The organism is Rhizobium sp. CFBP 13644 (assembly GCF_014842165.1).
GTDB lineage: Bacteria > Pseudomonadota > Alphaproteobacteria > Rhizobiales > Rhizobiaceae > Agrobacterium > Agrobacterium tumefaciens_C.
Map to the genome: position 1 here is coordinate 37,531 of NZ_JACYVF010000011.1, position 16,779 is coordinate 54,309.

Here is a 16,779-nt window from a genome sequence, read left to right on the forward strand (position 1 = left end):
GCGACGAGCGGCCGAACTCTCGCACAATCGGCCCGGCCGGATTCCCACCCTCTGCACACTTCGAGCTGCCCGCGCCGGCAGATCGCAAAATGGCGCCTTCAACAGGAGTTTCATCGCATGAGCAGCAATTCCTTTTCACTCGACATGTTCGGTAACACCGCACTGTCCACCACCCTCGATCTTGGCATCACAGGTTTCGCGGGCACCGCACCTGATGCGGCAAACGATGACGAGCCGGATCCGACGCCACCTGCGCCCGCACCTGCCTTGGTAGCCCCGACAAATTCACACCCTCGCCCCCGTGGCGAGCGTTCCAACTTCTACCTCGATGGCAACCGAGGCCTCGCCGCATCCTGGCGGGATCGTGCCCGCGCCAATGTCGCGGCCATCATGATCGCCGAGGCGATCGAACAACGGGATCGACCGGCCACGCCAAATGAACAGGCGCAATTGATCCGCTTCACCGGCTTTGGTGCCGGTGAACTGGCCAACGGGATGTTCCGCCGTCCAGGCGCGGTCGAATTCCGGACGGGTTGGGACGAGCTTGCGGTTTCGCTGGAAAATTCCGTCTCGCAGGCCGACTACGCATCACTTGCGCGCTGCACTCAATATGCCCACTTTACGCCGGAAGGGATCATCCGCGCGATCTGGGCCGGATTACTGCGTCTTGGCTGGCGCGGAGGGCGCGTGCTCGAGCCAGGGATCGGGACCGGCCTGTTTCCGGCGCTGACTCCACAGGAATTGCGGCGAGATAGCTTCTTCACCGGCGTCGAACTTGATCCGGTCACCGCACGAATCGTACGCTTGCTGCAGCCGAAGGCCAGAAACATCAATGCCGACTTCGCGCGGACCGAGTTCTCACCGATCTTCGATCTGGCGATCGGCAATCCACCTTTCTCCGATCGAAATGTTCGGTCAGACCGCGCCTATCGGAAGCTTGGACTGCGCCTGCATGACTATTTCATCGCCCGGTCGGTCGATTTCCTAAAGCCCGGCGGGCTCGCTGCCTTCGTCACGACGCACGGCACACTCGACAAGCTGGACGGCACCGCGCGCGACTACATCGCCACGTCGGCCGACTTGATCGCAGCCATCCGTTTGCCCGAAGGCAGTTTCCGTCGCGACGCCGGCACAAATGTCGTCGTGGACGTTGTCTTTTTTCGTAAACGCAAGTGTGGCGAAGAGGCAGGCGATCTCTCGTGGTTGGAACTGGAAGAGGTTCGACCTGCCAGCTCCGACGCGGAACCGATCCGGATCAATCGCTGGCTTGCGCGCAATCCCGAGTTTGTTCTGGGCAGCCATTCAACAGTCTCCGGTCCGTTCGGCGAAGCCTACACCTGCATAGCGCCCGCTGATCAGGATCTCGAGGCCGTGCTTGGCACTGCCATCGCCCGGCTGCCCAAAGGCCGTTACGACGGTGAACCGACACCTGTTGACATCGAGCTTGAGACAGAACTTGGCGATACCGTCGATCTGCAGCCGAAGGATGGTCGTGTTCGCGAGGGAAGCTTCTTCCTTGATCGATCGAAAGGTCTGATGCAGATGCTCGATGGGGCGGCCATGCAGGTCACCGTTCGCAAGGGTCGCTTTGGCGATGGCATCCTGGAAAAGCATATCAGGATCATCAGCAAGCTGATCCCCATCCGTGATGCCGTGCGCGACGTGCTGAAGGCGCAGGAGGCGGGCCGGCCCTGGCGAGATCTCCAGGTCCGGCTGCGCATCGCATGGTCGAGCTTCGTGCGAGATTTCGGACCCATCAATCACACAACTATCTCGATCCAGGAAGATGTCGAGACCGGTGACGTCAAGGAAACCCATCGCCAACCGAACCTTGCGCCCTTCCGTGATGATCCCGATTGCTGGCTGGTTGCCTCGATCGAGGATTACGATCTGGAAACCGGTACAGCCAAACCGGGGCCGATTTTTTCGGAACGGGTGATCGCGCCGCCGGCTGCACCAACCATCACCTCATCTGCGGATGCGCTCGCTGTCGTGTTGAATGAACGTGGCTACGTGGATCTCGACCATATCGCCGAAGTGCTCCATAGCGATACTGCGACTGTGGTGGATGAACTCGCCGAGGCCATTTTCAAGGATCCTATCGACGGATCGTGGCAAACTGCCGACGGCTATCTTTCCGGGGCTGTCCGGACCAAACTCTCAACCGCGCAGGCTGCAGCCGAGCTCGATCCTGCTTACCAGCGCAATATTCGCGCCCTCCTGGAGGTTCAGCCGACCGACCTTTGGCCCTCCGACATCACCGCTCGTCTCGGCGCACCATGGATCCCGGCCGCTGATGTCGCCGCTTTCGTAAAAGAGACGATGGAAGCCGATATCCGCATTCACCATATGCCGGAACTCGGCTCATGGACAGTCGACGCTCGACAGCTCGGCTATAGCGCCGCCGGCACATCGGAATGGGGAACCAGCCGCCGGCATGCCGGGGATTTGCTCACGGATGCGTTGAACAGCCGCGTCCCACAAATCTTCGATACCTTCAAAGATGACGACGGCGAGCGCCGGGTGCTCAATGTCGTCGACACCGAAGCCGCTCGCGACAAGCTACAGAGGATCAAGCAAGCGTTTCAGGACTGGGTCTGGACCGATCCGGATCGTACCGACCGGCTGACGCGCGACTACAATGATCGCTTCAACAATATCGCGCCGCGCAAATTCGACGGCTCCCACCTGAAACTTCCCGGCGCCTCTGGAGCCTTTACTTTGTACGGGCATCAGAAGCGCGGGATCTGGCGGATCATTGCAGATGGCTCGACCTATCTCGCCCATGCCGTCGGCGCTGGCAAGACGATGACGATGGCTGCCGCCATCATGGAGCAGCGCCGTCTCGGCCTGATCGCCAAGGCGATGCTCGTCGTGCCCGGCCATTGCCTGGCGCAGGCCGCGCGAGAATTCCTGGCGCTTTATCCGAATGCCCGCATTCTTGTCGCTGACGAGACCAATTTCACCAAGGACAAACGCGCTCGCTTCCTGTCGCGAGCGGCAACCGCCACCTGGGATGCGATCATCATCACGCATTCGGCATTCCGCTTCATTGCTGTTCCCTCGGCCTTCGAGAGCCAGATGATCCAGGGCGAACTGCAGCTTTACGAGGATCTGTTGACCAAGGTCGATGGCGAGGACCGCGTTTCGCGAAAGCGCCTTGAGCGGCTGAAGGAAGGATTGCAGGAACGGCTTGAAGCCCTCGCCACCCGCAAGGATGACCTATTGACGATCTCCGAAATCGGAGTCGACCAGATCGTCGTCGACGAGGCGCAGGAATTCCGCAAGTTGTCGTTCGCGACCAACATGTCGACGCTCAAGGGCATAGATCCGAACGGGTCGCAGCGTGCGTGGGATCTCTATGTGAAATCGCGCTACATCGAGACAAAGAACCCCGGCCGTGCGCTGGTGCTCGCCTCGGGAACGCCGATCACCAATACGCTGGGCGAGATGTTCTCGATCCAGCGCCTGCTCGGGCATGCAGCTCTTGCCGAGCGAGGCTTGCACGAGTTCGATGCCTGGGCCTCCTGCTTTGGCGACACAACCACAGAACTCGAAATCCAGCCATCTGGAAAGTACAAGCCGGTCAGCCGCTTTGCGTCCTTCGTCAACGTGCCGGAACTGATTGCCATGTTCCGGTCCTTCGCCGATGTCGTGATGCCGGAGGATTTGCGTCAATATGTGAAGGTGCCGGATATTGCGACCGGTCGCCGACAGATCCTGTCCGCCAAGCCAACGGTGCTGTTCAGGAGCTATCAGACGATGCTGGACACCCGGATCAAGGCGATCGAGCAGCGTGAGGGACCGGCCAAGCCCGGCGACGACATCCTGCTCTCGGTCATCACCGATGGACGGCATGCCGCGATCGATCTGCGTTTTGTCATGCCGGCGGCCCCCAACGAAGCGGACAACAAGCTCAATCTGCTCGTCCGCAATGCCCACCGAATCTGGAAGGAAACGACCAAGGCCATCTACCGTCGCCCCGATGGCAAGGACTTCGATCTTTCGGGGGCAGCCCAGATGATCTTTTCCGATCTCGGCACGATCAGTGTCGAAAAGTCCCGCGGCTTCTCGGCCTATCGCTTCATTCGCGACGAACTGATCCGCCTCGGCGTTCCACCATCGCAGATCGCCTTCATGCAGGATTACAAGAAGACCGAGGCGAAGCAGCGGCTATTTGGCGATGTCCGCGCCGGCAAGGTGCGTTTCCTGATTGGATCGTCGGAGACGATGGGCACCGGCGTGAATGCCCAACTGCGGCTCAAAGCGCTCCATCACCTCGATGTGCCGTGGTTGCCGTCGCAGATCGAGCAGCGCGAGGGACGGATTGTCCGCCAGGGCAATCAGCATGACGAGGTCGATATCTTCGCTTATGCCACAGAAGGTTCGCTCGACGCCTCAATGTGGCAGAACAATGAGCGCAAGGCCCGGTTCATCGCTGCAGCGCTTTCGGGCGATACATCGATCCGCAAGCTGGAGGATATCGGCGAAGGTGCCGCCAACCAGTTCGCCATGGCCAAGGCGATCGCGTCGGGCGACGAGCGGCTGATGCAGAAGGCAGGACTGGAGGCAGATATTGCCAGGCTTGGACGGCTGCGCGCTGCCCACGAGGACGACCAATATGCCGTCCGCAGGCAGATGCGTGAGGCAGAGCGAGAGATCGAGATTGCCACCCGGCGCATCGGGGAGATCGGCCAGGACATCGTGCGACTGGCGCCGACCACCGGCGATGCCTTCACTATGATGATACTCGGTGAAGAGTACACCGAGCGCAAGGAGGCGGGCCGAGCGCTGATGAAGGAAATCCTCACGCTTCTTCAGCTCCAGAAAGAAGGTGAAGTTCATCTGGCGACAATCGGCGGCTTTGATCTCGTCTACGAGAGCGAGCGGTTCGGCAAGAGCGATGGCTATCGCTACGAGACCCTTCTCCAGCGCACTTGCGCCGATTACGAGATTGATCTGGCGATCACGGTCACACCGCTCGGCGCCATCTCACGGCTGGAGCACGCACTTGGCGGCTTTGATGAGGAACAGCACCAGTATCGCCAGCGGCTCGACGATGCCAAGCGGCGATTGGTATCCTACCGTTCGCGAGACGGAGGCGTTTTCGCGTTCGCAGACGAGTTGGAGGACAAGCGGCTGAAGCTGCGGGCAATCGAAGCTCAACTGGCGGCAGATCTGGACGACGAGACCGTCGCGGTGCCTGCATAGCTGCGTTGCATAATAAATGTTTTCCTGATGGTCAAAAATCAGGCATAGTGCCTCCAGCTGATGCATATAACGGTGACCTCCCAGTTCCGTCGCAGCAGCTGTTCCCCTCTGGAGGTTTTAAATCTCCACACTTCATGGGCCGCGGTTTCCGCAGGCCCATTTTTTTATTCTTCGTCCGCCTCGTCCGACCATTTCGAGAGGTTTATACTCAGGGGCTTTTGCGCAGACCCCCGCTGGGCAGCTTGAACCGCGGCTGTATCTAGGTACCGTTCGCGCATAGCCTTCATGTCGATATCTCCGCGGATCCATTCTTCCAGCAAAGCAACGAAGGCAGGATCCTTGTCGATCGGCATACCGCGCGCCGCCGCGCGATCAATCACACGCTGCGCGATGGCTCTGCGGGTCTCGGGATTTGTGCTCATGCTGCCTCGCCTGACGTTCGGATGGACGCGAAGATCTATCAGGGGGTAGTCCAGATCGCGACTTGAAATTCTCCTTCGTCAACAACATCTGAGCGTCACCTCCCGATAAGACGATGTCCTGCTCACTGCAATCGCAGCGGCGTTTGATGTTGTCCTGGGATCTAAAGAAGGCGCTCCCCCAACGGGTCGAGCGCCTTTTTGCGTCGGAGGCGACCGCAAATGTGGTCCTCCACCTTGACCGAGACCGATTTGCAGACGACACCTCAATTAAAACACGCCGTGGAAAAACATGCCTTTTTTTCTTGTAACGCAGTCATCGCTGGTAGAAGCTCAAGATGATCGAGAGGCCGCTCAAACGGGGGTCGACCGTCTCCGCTCTGGAGCACAGGTCACCGTTTCGGTAAAATCCGATGAAACAACGATCACGCACATCGTTGTCCCCGCAATGATCGAAGAGCCCCTCCCGGTTCGGCCCTCCGAAACCGCCATGCCCTCGCCTGCTGCTGTTGCTATCCCGGAAGCGGCCTTTGTCGCACCGGAAAACCGGAAATTCATCTTGAAGCGTATGATGGCTGACGCGCTGGCCCTTCTAGGGCGCCGAACCTAGTCCCGTCCTCCGGGCATCGCTGCCGCCAGCATCTATCGTCTTCAAGCGTCGGCTCGAATTAAGACGCGAAAATTGAAAAAAGAAAAGCAGGGAGTAAGAACCGGTCGCAGACCGGTCCTCCTACCGACGCTGTCGCTCAACCGCCGCCTGCGCGATCCCGGCCGCTTGTCCCGCGCAGGGCTTTTAGCCCCGCTCGTCCCGCACAGCAGGGATGCTCGGTCGCAGTTGCGGCAGTCCGGCCGCTCGGCGGTCTGGGAGGTGTCTTCGAAAAAATGAAGACAGGAAGGGTCGGCAAGGTGCCGGTCCGTAACCTCTCTATAAGGACAAATCCCATGCAGATCATGAAGGTTGACCCGCGCGCGCTGAAGGAAAATCCCGACCGTATGCGCCAGTCGAAGTCGTCGCCGCAGGCCGACGCGCTGATGCTGGCCACGATCAAGGCCGTCGGCATCGTCCAGCCTCCCGTCGTCGCACCAGAACCCGATGGCGGAAATGGTTATATCATCGATGCCGGCCATCGGCGCGTGCGCCTTGCCATCGCCGCCGGCTTGGAAGAAATCGAAATCCTAGTCGTGGATGCCGCCAACGATAATGGCGCCATGCGCTCAATGGTCGAAAACTCGGTTCGCGAGGCGCTAAACCCCGTGGATCAGTGGCGCGGCATCGAACGTCTCGTTGCTCTCGGCTGGACCGAGGAAGCGATCGCCGTCGCTCTCGCCCTCCCCGTTCGCCAGATCCGCAAGCTGCGTCTGCTTGCCAATGTCCTGCCGGCAATGCTCGAGCAGATGGCGCTGGGCGACATGCCGTCCGAGCCGCAGCTGCGGATTATCGCCGCAGCAGGCCAGGTGGACCAGAAGGAAGTCTGGAAAGCGCACAAGCCGAAGAAGGGAGACACCGCTCCGTGGTGGCAGATCGCCAATGCGCTCACCAAGAAGCGCATGTACGCTCGCGATGCGAGCTTTGGTGACGATCTGGCCCAGGCCTACGGCATTGAGTGGGTGGAGGACCTTTTCGCGCCGGCCGACCAGGACGGGCGCTACACCACCAATGTCGAAGGGTTCCTTGGCGCGCAGCACGAATGGATGACGAGCAACCTTCCGAAGCGCGGCGGAATTGTCGAGGTCAACAGCTGGGGCCAGCCAGAGCTGCCGAAGAAGGCCTCCCAAGTGTATGGCAAGCTCTCCAAGTTCGATCACACGGCGCTCTATCTGGATCGTGACGGCAAGGTGCAGTCCGTGCATTACCGCATGCCGGAGGAGGCGAAGCCGAAGGGGGCTGCTGGTGACGCATCGGTCGCTAGTGGCGATGACGCCGATGCAATCACCATGTCGAAGGCCCGGCCCGACGTCACGCAGAAGGGTCATGACATGATCGGTGATTTCCGCACCGACGCCCTACATGACGCACTCGGTCGCGCGCCGATCGAGGATGACATGCTGATGGCGCTGACGGTGCTCGCCTTCGCCGGGCAGAATGTTCGCGTCGACTCCGGCGCTGATGGCACCATCTACGGGGGCAAGCGCTTCTCACGCCATGCGGTCGGACTGTTTGACGAGCATGGCAAGCTCGCCTTCAATCAGGAACAGCTCCGGGTCGCGGTCCGCTCCATGCTGATCGATGTTCTCTCTTGCCGCCGCGGCATGTCGAACAGCGGCATGGTCTCGCGCATCGCCGGCGTCGCGATCGGCGCGGACGAATTCATGCCGAACATGGGTTCGGAGGAGTTCCTCTCGTGCCTGTCTCGCCAGGCACTGGAAGCGTCTTGCGCCGAAGCGGCCGTTCAGCCGCGGCAGAAGGTCCGCGAAACCCGCGCAGCGCTCGTGGAGCATTTCGCGAATGACCGTTTTATCCATCCGTCTGGCCACTTCGCGCCAACGGCAGACCAACTGCTCGAATGGATCCGTGAAGGCGCTGCCACGGATTTGGTCGGCGTTGGGTCCCAGGATGATAGGGATAAAGATCTCGATGACCCATTGGACGATCAGACCGAGCAAGAAGCCGACGATGTGATCGACAGGGTACCGCAGGATGCGGATCTGCCGGTCCACGACGACCGCGACCAGAGGGCAGCAGCATGATCGCCGCTGTCCAGTCGACATGGCAAACTCCACCCCCGATCTTTCGGGGGTGGAGTTTGCTACCAGCGCGGACGGCCTGCCCGTCGCCCGCATTGGTGATCTGGTCCTTGCTATGGTCTTTTCACCCAGTGGATTTTCTTATCTTGGCCGTGCCGTCGCTATCCGTCGGCCGCTTGCAGAACTAACACGGGCCGACTTCATCGGGCATGACGGTAGGATCGCTGACGAGGCCGAATTCCGGTCGCGCGTCGCTGAGGCTACCGGGCATAACGCGATCTCGCTAGCCTGGATCGTGTACGGACCCGCATGTCAGCGAGTACCCCATGGGGTGGATCGCAGATGGCGGTCATTTATGCCGATGGCATAGTCTTCCACATGACCTCCGGTCACGGTGGTCTCCATCTCTCAGCTGATCGTAACACCAAAGTCCATCCTTTGTTACGCAAGGATACGCCGTGGTACGAGGAAGACTGTGAGTGGACGATCGTGGCTGTTACCTTCCCGGACCTGTTCACCGCCTATGAGCGGTCCTTGGCCGAGAAGACCGTTCGCAATATCTGGCCCTACGCCTGGGAGATGATCCACGGCTGCGTGCTGGCCGAGGGCGAGAGCTGGGCCAAGGACCGTCGGGCGTTCGATTAACGCCTCAGGAACGACTTCGTTGTCACCTCTGCGATACTATCTGGCGAACACGCTGGTATGACCGAGGTCGTGGCGGTCGTTGATAGTGACCGAAAGCCAGGCAACCATCGGCGTCGCTTCCTTGTCCCCAGTGAGGAGTATGCTGGTCGCGGCCGGTTCGGCTTTGTCATCGTTCACGCGCGTCACGTCGAATATGACGGGCCATCCTCTTTCGTTGGTTGGGAAAGCCGGGGGGGATGGGCCATGATCGACCTCCGCACTTTGAACGTGGCGAAAGCAATCGGCGCTCGGCGCGAGACCCAGCTGCATCTCGATTGTCTGACGCGGCAAATTGCGGCGCGCGCCGGAAGACAGGCGACGACGGTGAGGGTCTTGAGCCGGGCGAGGCATCAATCGGATCCTCGTATTTACCATCAGGAGCTCGTGGACTGCCTCACCTTCGAGCATTGGGCGAACTCAACATGATCGCTCGCAGAATGGCGATGAATGAGCTGGTCATCGGTGAATGCCAACGTCGCGATCATGAGCCTGTGCTTCATCCGCCGATATTGGCGGACCCGAAACGAAGGCGCTGGTGCTGGACTTGCTGGGCTTCGATGTCACGGCAGGGCGGGCTTGGCCATGGTTCCTTCTCGTTGCTCGGGATTGGCGTCGGACCCTTGCCGGACTGCCCTTCTTCTCGTTGCGGTCTGAACCGGCGGCCGGCCGTTTCAAGGCCGCTATCGCGCCGCGTGGCGGCCGACCCAGCCTCCCGGCGCAGGGCAGGCCCGCGGGCCTACGCAGGTCAAAACCTGCTGGTCCGCAAACCTGCACTGCTGGTTTAGCCGGATCGGACCTGTGAAGCCGCCGTCCTTTGCCGGTTCTGGTCGTCCGCATCGAAGGACAGACCGGCACGGGCCGGACCCGCTTCGGCAGCCAAGGAAGGAACTGACATGGCCAAGCCCTCCAACACCAACCGCTCCAATGCCCGGTCGTCGCAACTCCGCAAGGGAGCAACCCTCGAAATGGTCCGCCTCTCCTGCCCCGATGCCACCCAGGCATTCAAGATCGCCGAAAGCTTCGGCACGGCAGTCGTCGACAGCGATGGCATCCGCAGCCTGCATGAGCGGCTGATTGTCGAGACTGCCGATAGCCTCTCCGAAGGCTTGGGCGAGAAGGCCATGCAGATACACCTGCAGCGCATCGTCGGAGCCTTCGTCGGATCGGCGCATGGCGCCGGGCAGTTCTACTCCCGCGCCGTCACCGAAGCGCGCGACGCAACCGCCAAGGCGTCGAACGACGCCCGTGACGAGGACCTCGATGGTCCAGTCGGCTACGACAGCGCCGCCCAGCGCAAGCGAGAATTCGCGGCCGACATGGGCATCCAGGCTCATTCACTCAGGATGGCGGTAGAGGGGACAGTTGCCGCCTACGAACAGGTTATCGGCGAGACTTGGAAGCCCTTCGAACGCCCCGTCGAAAATCCAGGTGCCAGTCTCGACCGCAAGGCGGCGGAAGCTCAGATGGATGCTCTCTGCTGACCCCAACCGGCGGGGCTCCGGCTCCGCTCAATTTCTTTCTTTCAAATCGGGCGGGCCTAGTGGGGGTCGGCCCTTTCCATGTTGAGATTTGAACCCGGAGAGCGCCGCGGTTGATCGCGGTCCGTCCCGGCCGGTGGTCCTGCAGGAGACGGTTTTCGCGCGCAACGGCTTTGCCGTCCTCCTCTTCGTTCCGGCCCCCTGGGTGCGCACGAGATCCTTTGCCTCCTGCTTCAGGACCTCCGTGACGAACCGCGATCGGCGCGGTCGGACAAGAAGGAGAAAGAAGATGACCAGGAAATCGGCAGGCGACCGCAGCGACATCTATTCCCGCATTACCGATCGTATCGTGACCGATCTCGAACAGGGCGTTCGACCATGGATGAAGCCATGGAGTGTTGCCCACACACAGGGGCGCATCAACCGACCGTTGAGGCATAATGGCCTGCCCTATTCAGGAATGAACGTGCTGCTTCTCTGGTCGGAGGGGGTAGCGCGGGGTTTCTCCTCACCGATGTGGATGACATTCAAGCAGGCGCTCGAAGTCGGGGCTTGCGTGCGCAAGGGCGAAACGGGCTCGACTGTCGTCTTCGCCAGCCGCTTCACAAAATCCGAAAGCGACGGTTTAGGCAATGAGATCGACCGTGAGATTCCTTTTCTCAAAACATACTCGGTCTTCAACATCGAGCAGATCGATGGACTTCCCGATCACTACTACGGGCAGCCTGCTGAGAACCTTGATCCCCTAGAGCGGATCGAGCAGGCCGATCGCTTCTTCCTCAAAACAGGTGCCCTGATCCGACATGGCGGCGGTCAGGCCTATTATTCGCCGGTGACGGATCATATTCAGATGCCGCCGTTCGAGACGTTTCGCGATGCTGCGGCCTATGTGGCGACGCTCAGCCATGAAGCCACGCACTGGACGGCACATCCTTCCCGTGTCGGCCGCGATCTCAGCCGCTACGCGAAGGACAAAAGCGAGCGCGCCCGCGAAGAGTTGATTGCAGAACTCGGGAGTTGCTTCCTGTGTGCCGATCTTGGCATTGTTCCGGAACTGGAGCCGCGACCCGATCACGCCTCCTACCTGCAGTCCTGGCTGCGCGTGCTGTTAGACGACAAGCGCGCCATCTTTCAGGCAGCGGCACATGCGCAGCGCGCTATGAGTTATCTTCATGATCTGCAGCGGGTAGCCGAGGCTGGAACCAAGGCGGCTTGAAGCCAACCATTCTGTCAGCAACGGAGGTAATCATCGCCGGCCATCGTTGCCACGACCCTACATCGTTCAGTGCGGGACCTGTTGCAGCGAAGATCCAGCTTCCAACAGACCGAGGGCTGGCCAGTCTCGGACGTGAGTCCACGGGATGGCTCTCGTTCAACAGTTGTTGGCTTTGTGTCCTGACGAATGGATCCTCATGGCAACGTCACCGACGAACGAGCGCGCGCGAATACTTCCATGTAACCGGCTCCTTTCATGAAATGGGTTTTCGCTGGGGATGGGTGATGATCGACGGATTGTCCGAGGTGATTATTCCAATATTGCCCCTCTCGAAGGGTCCGAGTCCCGAGATCGCCATAGCGATATCCCTCTACCTGTTTCCGGGGCTCCATCTGCGGGCTCGATGGGGCATGTCTGACCAGAGACCGGCTGCGCCTCGATCGTTTTCCCGCAACGACCCTCTGTAACTTTCTTCCCCAGCGAACTGCGTTCCAATTCCTCGCGCACAACAAAGTTTCCTCCGGCCGCCCTTCATTGCATTGCGGCCCTGTGCCACCCCATCGCGTAAGGCGCGAAGGGGACCCCGGCGGGTGCGGTCCGATCGTCCCCGGTCTTTGCGACTGCCATCGAGGCCGCAATGGTGCGGCCCGAGCAAGCAAAGGAACACCACCATGGCAACCATCGGCACTTTCAACTCCACCGAAACTGGCTTCACAGGCTCCATCCGCACCCTCGCCCTCAACGTCAAGGCCCGTATCTCTCGCGTCGAAAACCCCTCGGACAAAGGCCCGCAGTTCCGCATCTACGCCGGCGCTGTCGAGCTGGGTGCGGCCTGGCAGAAGCGATCCACTGAGAGCGATCGCGACTACCTCTCGGTCAAGTTGGACGACCCAAGTTTCCCGGCTCCGATCTACGCAACCCTGACCGAAGTCGAAGGCGAAGATGGTTACCAGCTGATCTGGTCACGACAGAACCGCGATTGAGGCATTGAGGCTCCGCCCATCGGGCGGGCCTCTTCCCTTGGACTATGGAGCCGGGAACGGGCGTCGTCCGGGCCCGGCTCCTTGGTGCCACACGGAACCGGGAGATAGCTGCTCAGATCGAGCGAGGCTGCCAGCCGAGGCGACTGCGTCAAGGACGAGCGGTTCCCCCAAATCTCGCGCGGTTGCTCTATGAGCGCCCGCATTTAATGGTCTGTGTTGCCAGGGAGGTCAGCCGTGTTACCAATTGATCACTCCAATGACGCGATCAGTTTTATACAGGCTTGCCGGATGTCGAGACTGACCTCAGTGGAGTAATCGCGCCTTTGACCATGGGGCAAACTGCTGCCTCGGCAACTTTGCGCCAACTGTGACTTACGTAAGCGTGTCTATGGCCACGCAATCGATGATATTGTCGCCACTTTCCTTTTACGACCGTCTTTGGTGGCGCATCTTGGCGTCGAATAGCCATTCATAGCTCTGATCAGGGTGCTCCAACTGATCGAAATCATACCCGCGATGTCGCGTCTCTATCGTCTCGGGCGTCTTTACGCCGATCTCGGCACATAGCCTCGCGATTTTTTGTGGCGGGCAAGGTCGAGAAAGAGCACTACAGCATCGTGCTCGTTTTCGAAATGATGCACAATGCTCTGCCCGGATGCTCCAATGCGGCCCCAGCGCCGGATGAGGCAGGGCTCTCCGAACAAGCTTCGGGAGATTTCCATGGCATAGAACCGGGCCATGTTCTTCGTCGGGTCCGTTCGTTCTGTATAGATATGATAGGGCTGGTAGATCATACGGACAGATTCGCCGATCCTGCCTTTCTCGTCCAACGAGAGTTATGAATCGGTCGACACCATTCGATTCATTTTTGTGATGAAACAGCCCGGCGAATGATCGGGCGAGACGGCTTCGCCCTACGGCTCTACTCGCTTTGCTCCCCGAACCCGGCTACGCGGTTTCGGCCATTCTGTAACGATCCTCTCGCCGTCACACGTCGCATAAGGCACGACTTGGTAGAGCCGACCGGAATACAGGGAAACCATGACGCAAATGGGCACGATAGAACTAGTCAAATTGATTGCACCACGGTCTTCTACGAACGTCCCACCGGCGTGCGAGGTTTTCCTCCACGAGCACGGTACCAATTGAGCGGCCATTCCTGGTGATAATCCTCAGATCGCGACCGAAGCGGTCCTGGTCCCTGCCAGTGGCGGTAATTGAGAACTTTCCGCCGTTGAGAAGCGCAAGCAGCCGCTGTTTTGCCGCTTCCCCTTTCGCACGCTCGACCTCGCATCGGGGCGGGCTGAGTTCAGGCGCATCGATATCGGCGATCCGGATTTTCTTGGCGTGAAACCAAAATGTATCGCCGTCAACGACGCAGTTTACGCGGCGACTGTTCCCGCAGATAGAAAAATCGGCCGACTGTGTGTCAAGTGACAGCGGAGAGGCCATCGCAGTCGAAGCAGAAATCCCAAGATCGACGCCCAACGCTGTGTATGCAGCACCGGCTACGATTGCGACCAGCAGCGCCACACCGGCCTCTTTCGCGCCTACCCGCCACCCCATCCGGTGTGTCACGTCACTCTCCACTTCATTTTATTTTCGTTGGTGGCACAGATTGGTTGGAATGGAAACGGTTCCCGTCAACGCAAGCCTTCATGTCATCTCGCCGGAACCAGATAGCTCGTCCGCATCGCAACGGTGCATTTCCCGCGGTGAAGACGATCTGTTCGTCGGCACGCATGCGTAGCACTTCATGGGGCTGGATGAGTGGCCTGGCAGCGAGATGTTTCGAGCGTGTTCGCGACGATCCTCTTGCCTGGGAGCTGAGACTTATCTGGTCGATCTCCACGGTGGTCATACCGCAGCGTCGGGAGATGTAGTCGGCGGTTTCGGGATCGTTGATAGCGGCAAACGAAATCCAGCTGACACTCTCGAACCACTTGCTCGCCGCGTCGCGACCGCCATAGGTTTCGCGCATCTGGCCGATGGATTGGTAGATCATCGTCAGGGTGATGCCGTATTTGCGTCCGGCGTCGCGCGCGGTTTCGATGATCCGCATGTAACCAAGGCGGGCTACCTCGTCGAGGAGAAACAGCGCACGCCCTTCCATCTGACCGTCGCGATTGTAGATGGCATTGAGAAACGAGCCGATGATGACCCGCGCGAGACCCGAATGGGTCTCCAAGGTCTTGAGGTCGATGTTGATGAAGACGTCGGTGTTTCCTGCCGCGATGTCGCTGGTCGAGAACTTCTTTCCCGATACGAGGGCAGCATAGTTCGGATAGGAAAGCCAGTGCGTTTCCTTGACCGCATTGGCATAGACACCGGAGAAGGTTTCCGGCGTCATGTTGACGAAGGCTGCGACATTCTCCTTCACGAAGTCCGAGCCCGAATTGTCGTAGATATCCTGAAGCCGCTTGCGCAGTGTCGGCTCCGGCTCAGAGAGGTTCATGCGCACCTGCCGAAGCGTCCGGTTCTCGTTTACCGTATGACCGGACAGGCACACATCGGCAATCAACGCTGTTAGCAGTTGCAGCGCCGATGCGCGAAAAAAGTCATCACGCACACCGCGCGTGCCGCTGCTATCGCTCATGATCCATGAGGCAACGGAGGCAATGTCCTCTTCCTTGGTTCCGCCGAAACGTCCGACCCAGTCGAGGGCGTCGAAGCCGACGTCCGGCTTCTTCGGATCGAGGACAAACACGTCCCGCCCCGCTCCGCCGCGATGCGCAGAGACCATCGGCGCGACCTCGTTCGAGGGGTCGAGCACGATCAGCGTGCCGCCCCATTTCAGTGCCGTCGGGATTGTCACCGACGTCGTTTTGAAGCCGCCGGACCCGGCAAAAACGATCCCGTGCGACGAGCCGAACGAGCCATCGAAGCACAGCAAGGGTGATTTGCCACCGGCACCCCATGTCTCAGCGCTGTCGGCACGAAACGCCCGGGCTCCGACACTGTCCTCGTCTACCCGATAGTGTTCCCCGATGACGATACCGCCATTCTCCGCAAACAACTTCGCGGCTTCCGTCAGTTTCATCCAATCCGCTTCGCCATGGAGCGCCCGCTTGCCATGAACCCGTTTCGGCTCGGGCCGTGCGAACGCGGCATTGCCCATCAGGACAACGCGGATTGCGAAGCAGGCGCACATCAGTGCTATGCCCGCTCCGAGCGCTGTTGCCGGATCGAGAAACGCAAAGACCGTCTTGTCGGTTGGCAGCGTCTTCGTAAAGGCAGCAAGGCGCATCGTCTCGCGGACCGCTGCGACCAGGATCGTCCCACCGCATCCGGCAAGGACGCCCCAACCTGCCTGCTTTATATTGATCGAGCCGGCGCTCGCGAACAGGAACAGAACTCCGGTTACCGCACTTGCCACATAGGGAAATGCGATCCCCGCCCGCCCCCAAGCCTGTCGCACGGCCTCGCTCTTACCGAGCCCGGAAAGCCATTGCTCGATCCCCGTCATTCCGATGACAGTCAGGATCATCAACGTCCCTGGTGCGACCACGAGCGCAACCCTACTGATGGTCATCGCCGAAGGCCTCCACACCGATTGCCGTAAGCCTGGAGCGCTCCTCCTCGTCGCCTTTCATTCTGCGAGCAGCATCGAGAAGCGCGCCCAGCAACAGCGCGCGCTTCTCATAACGCAGCCCGGCTTTGACGATCAGGCCGCCGAGCTCGATCTTTTCGCGCGTGTCCTTCTTGCGGGCGTCGGATGTCATCGTTCTCGCCATACGCTCAAGCCTCACCACCGCTGCCCGGGCCCGCGCCAGATGCGTCCGCCGCTTCTCCGCTGCCGTCGCCGGTGCTCTTCTTCCCTCCGCTCGTGCCGCCCTTGTCTGCCCTATGGCCTGCGCGAAATCGTTTCGCCAGTTGCTCAAGCGCTGCCTGAAGTTCTCCCTCGTCGATTTCGATGTCGCCAAGACCCGCCTTGAGCGCGACCCTTCCGATCCGCTCGGCTTCTCTCGTCTCGGCAAGTTTGAGCTGTTCCTGCAGCTTTGCGATTTCATCGCGGATTTTCGAGGATGGCTTCTTCATTTTCGATCGTCTCCCTGGGTGAGAAAGCGTGTCTTTCAAACCCAGTTATTCGGAATGGAGTGCGG

The 16,779-nt window shown here is 60.2% G+C and carries 14 protein-coding genes; 7 read left to right on the top strand and 7 right to left on the bottom strand.

All coding sequences use genetic code 11. From position 1 onward, the window contains the following. Positions 1–117: 117 nt before the first annotated feature. Positions 118–5,211 (top strand): DEAD/DEAH box helicase family protein, encoded by a 5,094-nt coding sequence (locus IFT53_RS21145; RefSeq protein ID WP_192067513.1) that lies wholly within the window; start codon positions 118–120, stop codon positions 5,209–5,211. 164 nt (positions 5,212–5,375) lie between these two features. On the opposite strand, the gene IFT53_RS21150 is transcribed toward IFT53_RS21145, so the two are convergent. Further along, positions 5,376–5,633, bottom strand: coding sequence for a hypothetical protein (locus IFT53_RS21150; RefSeq protein ID WP_192067511.1), 258 nt, complete (start codon positions 5,631–5,633; stop codon positions 5,376–5,378). 289 nt (positions 5,634–5,922) lie between these two features. Here IFT53_RS21150 and IFT53_RS21155 point away from each other — a divergent pair, with 289 nt between their 5' ends. The 3 genes from IFT53_RS21155 to IFT53_RS24095 all read left to right on the top strand — a co-directional run bounded on the left by IFT53_RS21155 (position 5,923) and on the right by IFT53_RS24095 (position 8,960). Continuing rightward, positions 5,923–6,240, top strand: a complete 318-nt coding sequence (locus IFT53_RS21155; RefSeq protein ID WP_192067509.1) for a hypothetical protein — start codon at positions 5,923–5,925, stop codon at positions 6,238–6,240. A gap of 332 nt (positions 6,241–6,572) precedes the next feature. Continuing rightward, on the top strand, positions 6,573–8,318 hold the full coding sequence (locus IFT53_RS21160) for a ParB/RepB/Spo0J family partition protein (protein WP_192067507.1): 1,746 nt from the start codon (positions 6,573–6,575) through the stop codon (positions 8,316–8,318). A 306-nt stretch (positions 8,319–8,624) separates the two neighbouring features. Then, positions 8,625–8,960: a DUF7007 domain-containing protein gene (locus IFT53_RS24095; protein WP_342365849.1), complete on the top strand. Its 336-nt coding sequence runs from the start codon at positions 8,625–8,627 to the stop codon at positions 8,958–8,960. Positions 8,961–8,996: 36 nt separating this feature from the next. Here the strand turns inward: IFT53_RS24095 and IFT53_RS24100 are convergent, their stop codons facing one another. Beyond that, positions 8,997–9,374 carry a hypothetical protein gene (locus IFT53_RS24100; protein ID WP_342365848.1) on the bottom strand — a complete coding sequence of 126 codons (378 nt, stop codon included), beginning with the start codon at positions 9,372–9,374 and terminating at the stop codon, positions 8,997–8,999. A 518-nt stretch (positions 9,375–9,892) separates the two neighbouring features. On the opposite strand from IFT53_RS24100, the gene IFT53_RS21170 reads away from it, so the two are divergent. The 3 genes from IFT53_RS21170 to IFT53_RS21180 all read left to right on the top strand — a co-directional run bounded on the left by IFT53_RS21170 (position 9,893) and on the right by IFT53_RS21180 (position 12,676). Next, positions 9,893–10,480 (top strand): hypothetical protein, encoded by a 588-nt coding sequence (locus IFT53_RS21170; protein ID WP_192067505.1) that lies wholly within the window; start codon positions 9,893–9,895, stop codon positions 10,478–10,480. Positions 10,481–10,766: 286 nt separating this feature from the next. Beyond that, a complete protein-coding gene (locus tag IFT53_RS21175; RefSeq protein WP_192067503.1) occupies positions 10,767–11,693 on the top strand; it encodes an ArdC family protein in 927 nt (308 codons plus the stop codon). Positions 11,694–12,364: 671 nt separating this feature from the next. After that, positions 12,365–12,676 (top strand): DUF736 domain-containing protein, encoded by a 312-nt coding sequence (locus IFT53_RS21180; protein ID WP_042615792.1) that lies wholly within the window; start codon positions 12,365–12,367, stop codon positions 12,674–12,676. 545 nt (positions 12,677–13,221) lie between these two features. Here IFT53_RS21180 and IFT53_RS21185 read toward each other — a convergent pair. The 5 genes from IFT53_RS21185 to traC all read right to left on the bottom strand — a co-directional run bounded on the left by IFT53_RS21185 (position 13,222) and on the right by traC (position 16,714). Beyond that, positions 13,222–13,470 carry a WGR domain-containing protein gene (locus IFT53_RS21185; RefSeq protein WP_065661775.1) on the bottom strand — a complete coding sequence of 83 codons (249 nt, stop codon included), beginning with the start codon at positions 13,468–13,470 and terminating at the stop codon, positions 13,222–13,224. Positions 13,471–13,741: 271 nt separating this feature from the next. Then, positions 13,742–14,209 carry a thermonuclease family protein gene (locus tag IFT53_RS21190; protein ID WP_342365847.1) on the bottom strand — a complete coding sequence of 156 codons (468 nt, stop codon included), beginning with the start codon at positions 14,207–14,209 and terminating at the stop codon, positions 13,742–13,744. Between the two features lie 58 nt (positions 14,210–14,267). Next, the gene (traG, locus tag IFT53_RS21195; RefSeq protein WP_192067501.1) at positions 14,268–16,208 is read right to left on the bottom strand and encodes a Ti-type conjugative transfer system protein TraG; all 1,941 of its coding nucleotides are present in this window, start codon (positions 16,206–16,208) and stop codon (positions 14,268–14,270) included. Then, positions 16,195–16,410, bottom strand: coding sequence for a type IV conjugative transfer system coupling protein TraD (traD, locus tag IFT53_RS21200; RefSeq protein WP_065661776.1), 216 nt, complete (start codon positions 16,408–16,410; stop codon positions 16,195–16,197). The genes traG and traD overlap by 14 nt, the downstream gene beginning before the upstream one ends. Before the next feature lie 4 nt (positions 16,411–16,414). After that, positions 16,415–16,714 (bottom strand): conjugal transfer protein TraC, encoded by a 300-nt coding sequence (gene traC, locus IFT53_RS21205; protein WP_077121869.1) that lies wholly within the window; start codon positions 16,712–16,714, stop codon positions 16,415–16,417. Between the last annotated feature and the right edge of the window lie 65 nt (positions 16,715–16,779).

Coding starts and splice junctions, on each gene's coding strand:
- IFT53_RS21170 (WP_192067505.1), top strand. CDS start 9,893: ATGGCCAAGCCCTCCAACACCAACCGCTCCAATGCCCGGTCGTCGCAA.
- IFT53_RS21155 (WP_192067509.1), top strand. CDS start 5,923: ATGCCTTTTTTTCTTGTAACGCAGTCATCGCTGGTAGAAGCTCAAGAT.
- IFT53_RS21145 (WP_192067513.1), top strand. CDS start 118: ATGAGCAGCAATTCCTTTTCACTCGACATGTTCGGTAACACCGCACTG.
- traC (WP_077121869.1), bottom strand. CDS start 16,714: ATGAAGAAGCCATCCTCGAAAATCCGCGATGAAATCGCAAAGCTGCAG.
- traG (WP_192067501.1), bottom strand. CDS start 16,208: ATGACCATCAGTAGGGTTGCGCTCGTGGTCGCACCAGGGACGTTGATG.
- traD (WP_065661776.1), bottom strand. CDS start 16,410: ATGGCGAGAACGATGACATCCGACGCCCGCAAGAAGGACACGCGCGAA.
- IFT53_RS24100 (WP_342365848.1), bottom strand. CDS start 9,374: ATGGTAAATACGAGGATCCGATTGATGCCTCGCCCGGCTCAAGACCCT.
- IFT53_RS24095 (WP_342365849.1), top strand. CDS start 8,625: ATGTCAGCGAGTACCCCATGGGGTGGATCGCAGATGGCGGTCATTTAT.
- IFT53_RS21150 (WP_192067511.1), bottom strand. CDS start 5,633: ATGAGCACAAATCCCGAGACCCGCAGAGCCATCGCGCAGCGTGTGATT.
- IFT53_RS21180 (WP_042615792.1), top strand. CDS start 12,365: ATGGCAACCATCGGCACTTTCAACTCCACCGAAACTGGCTTCACAGGC.
- IFT53_RS21185 (WP_065661775.1), bottom strand. CDS start 13,470: ATGATCTACCAGCCCTATCATATCTATACAGAACGAACGGACCCGACG.
- IFT53_RS21175 (WP_192067503.1), top strand. CDS start 10,767: ATGACCAGGAAATCGGCAGGCGACCGCAGCGACATCTATTCCCGCATT.
- IFT53_RS21160 (WP_192067507.1), top strand. CDS start 6,573: ATGCAGATCATGAAGGTTGACCCGCGCGCGCTGAAGGAAAATCCCGAC.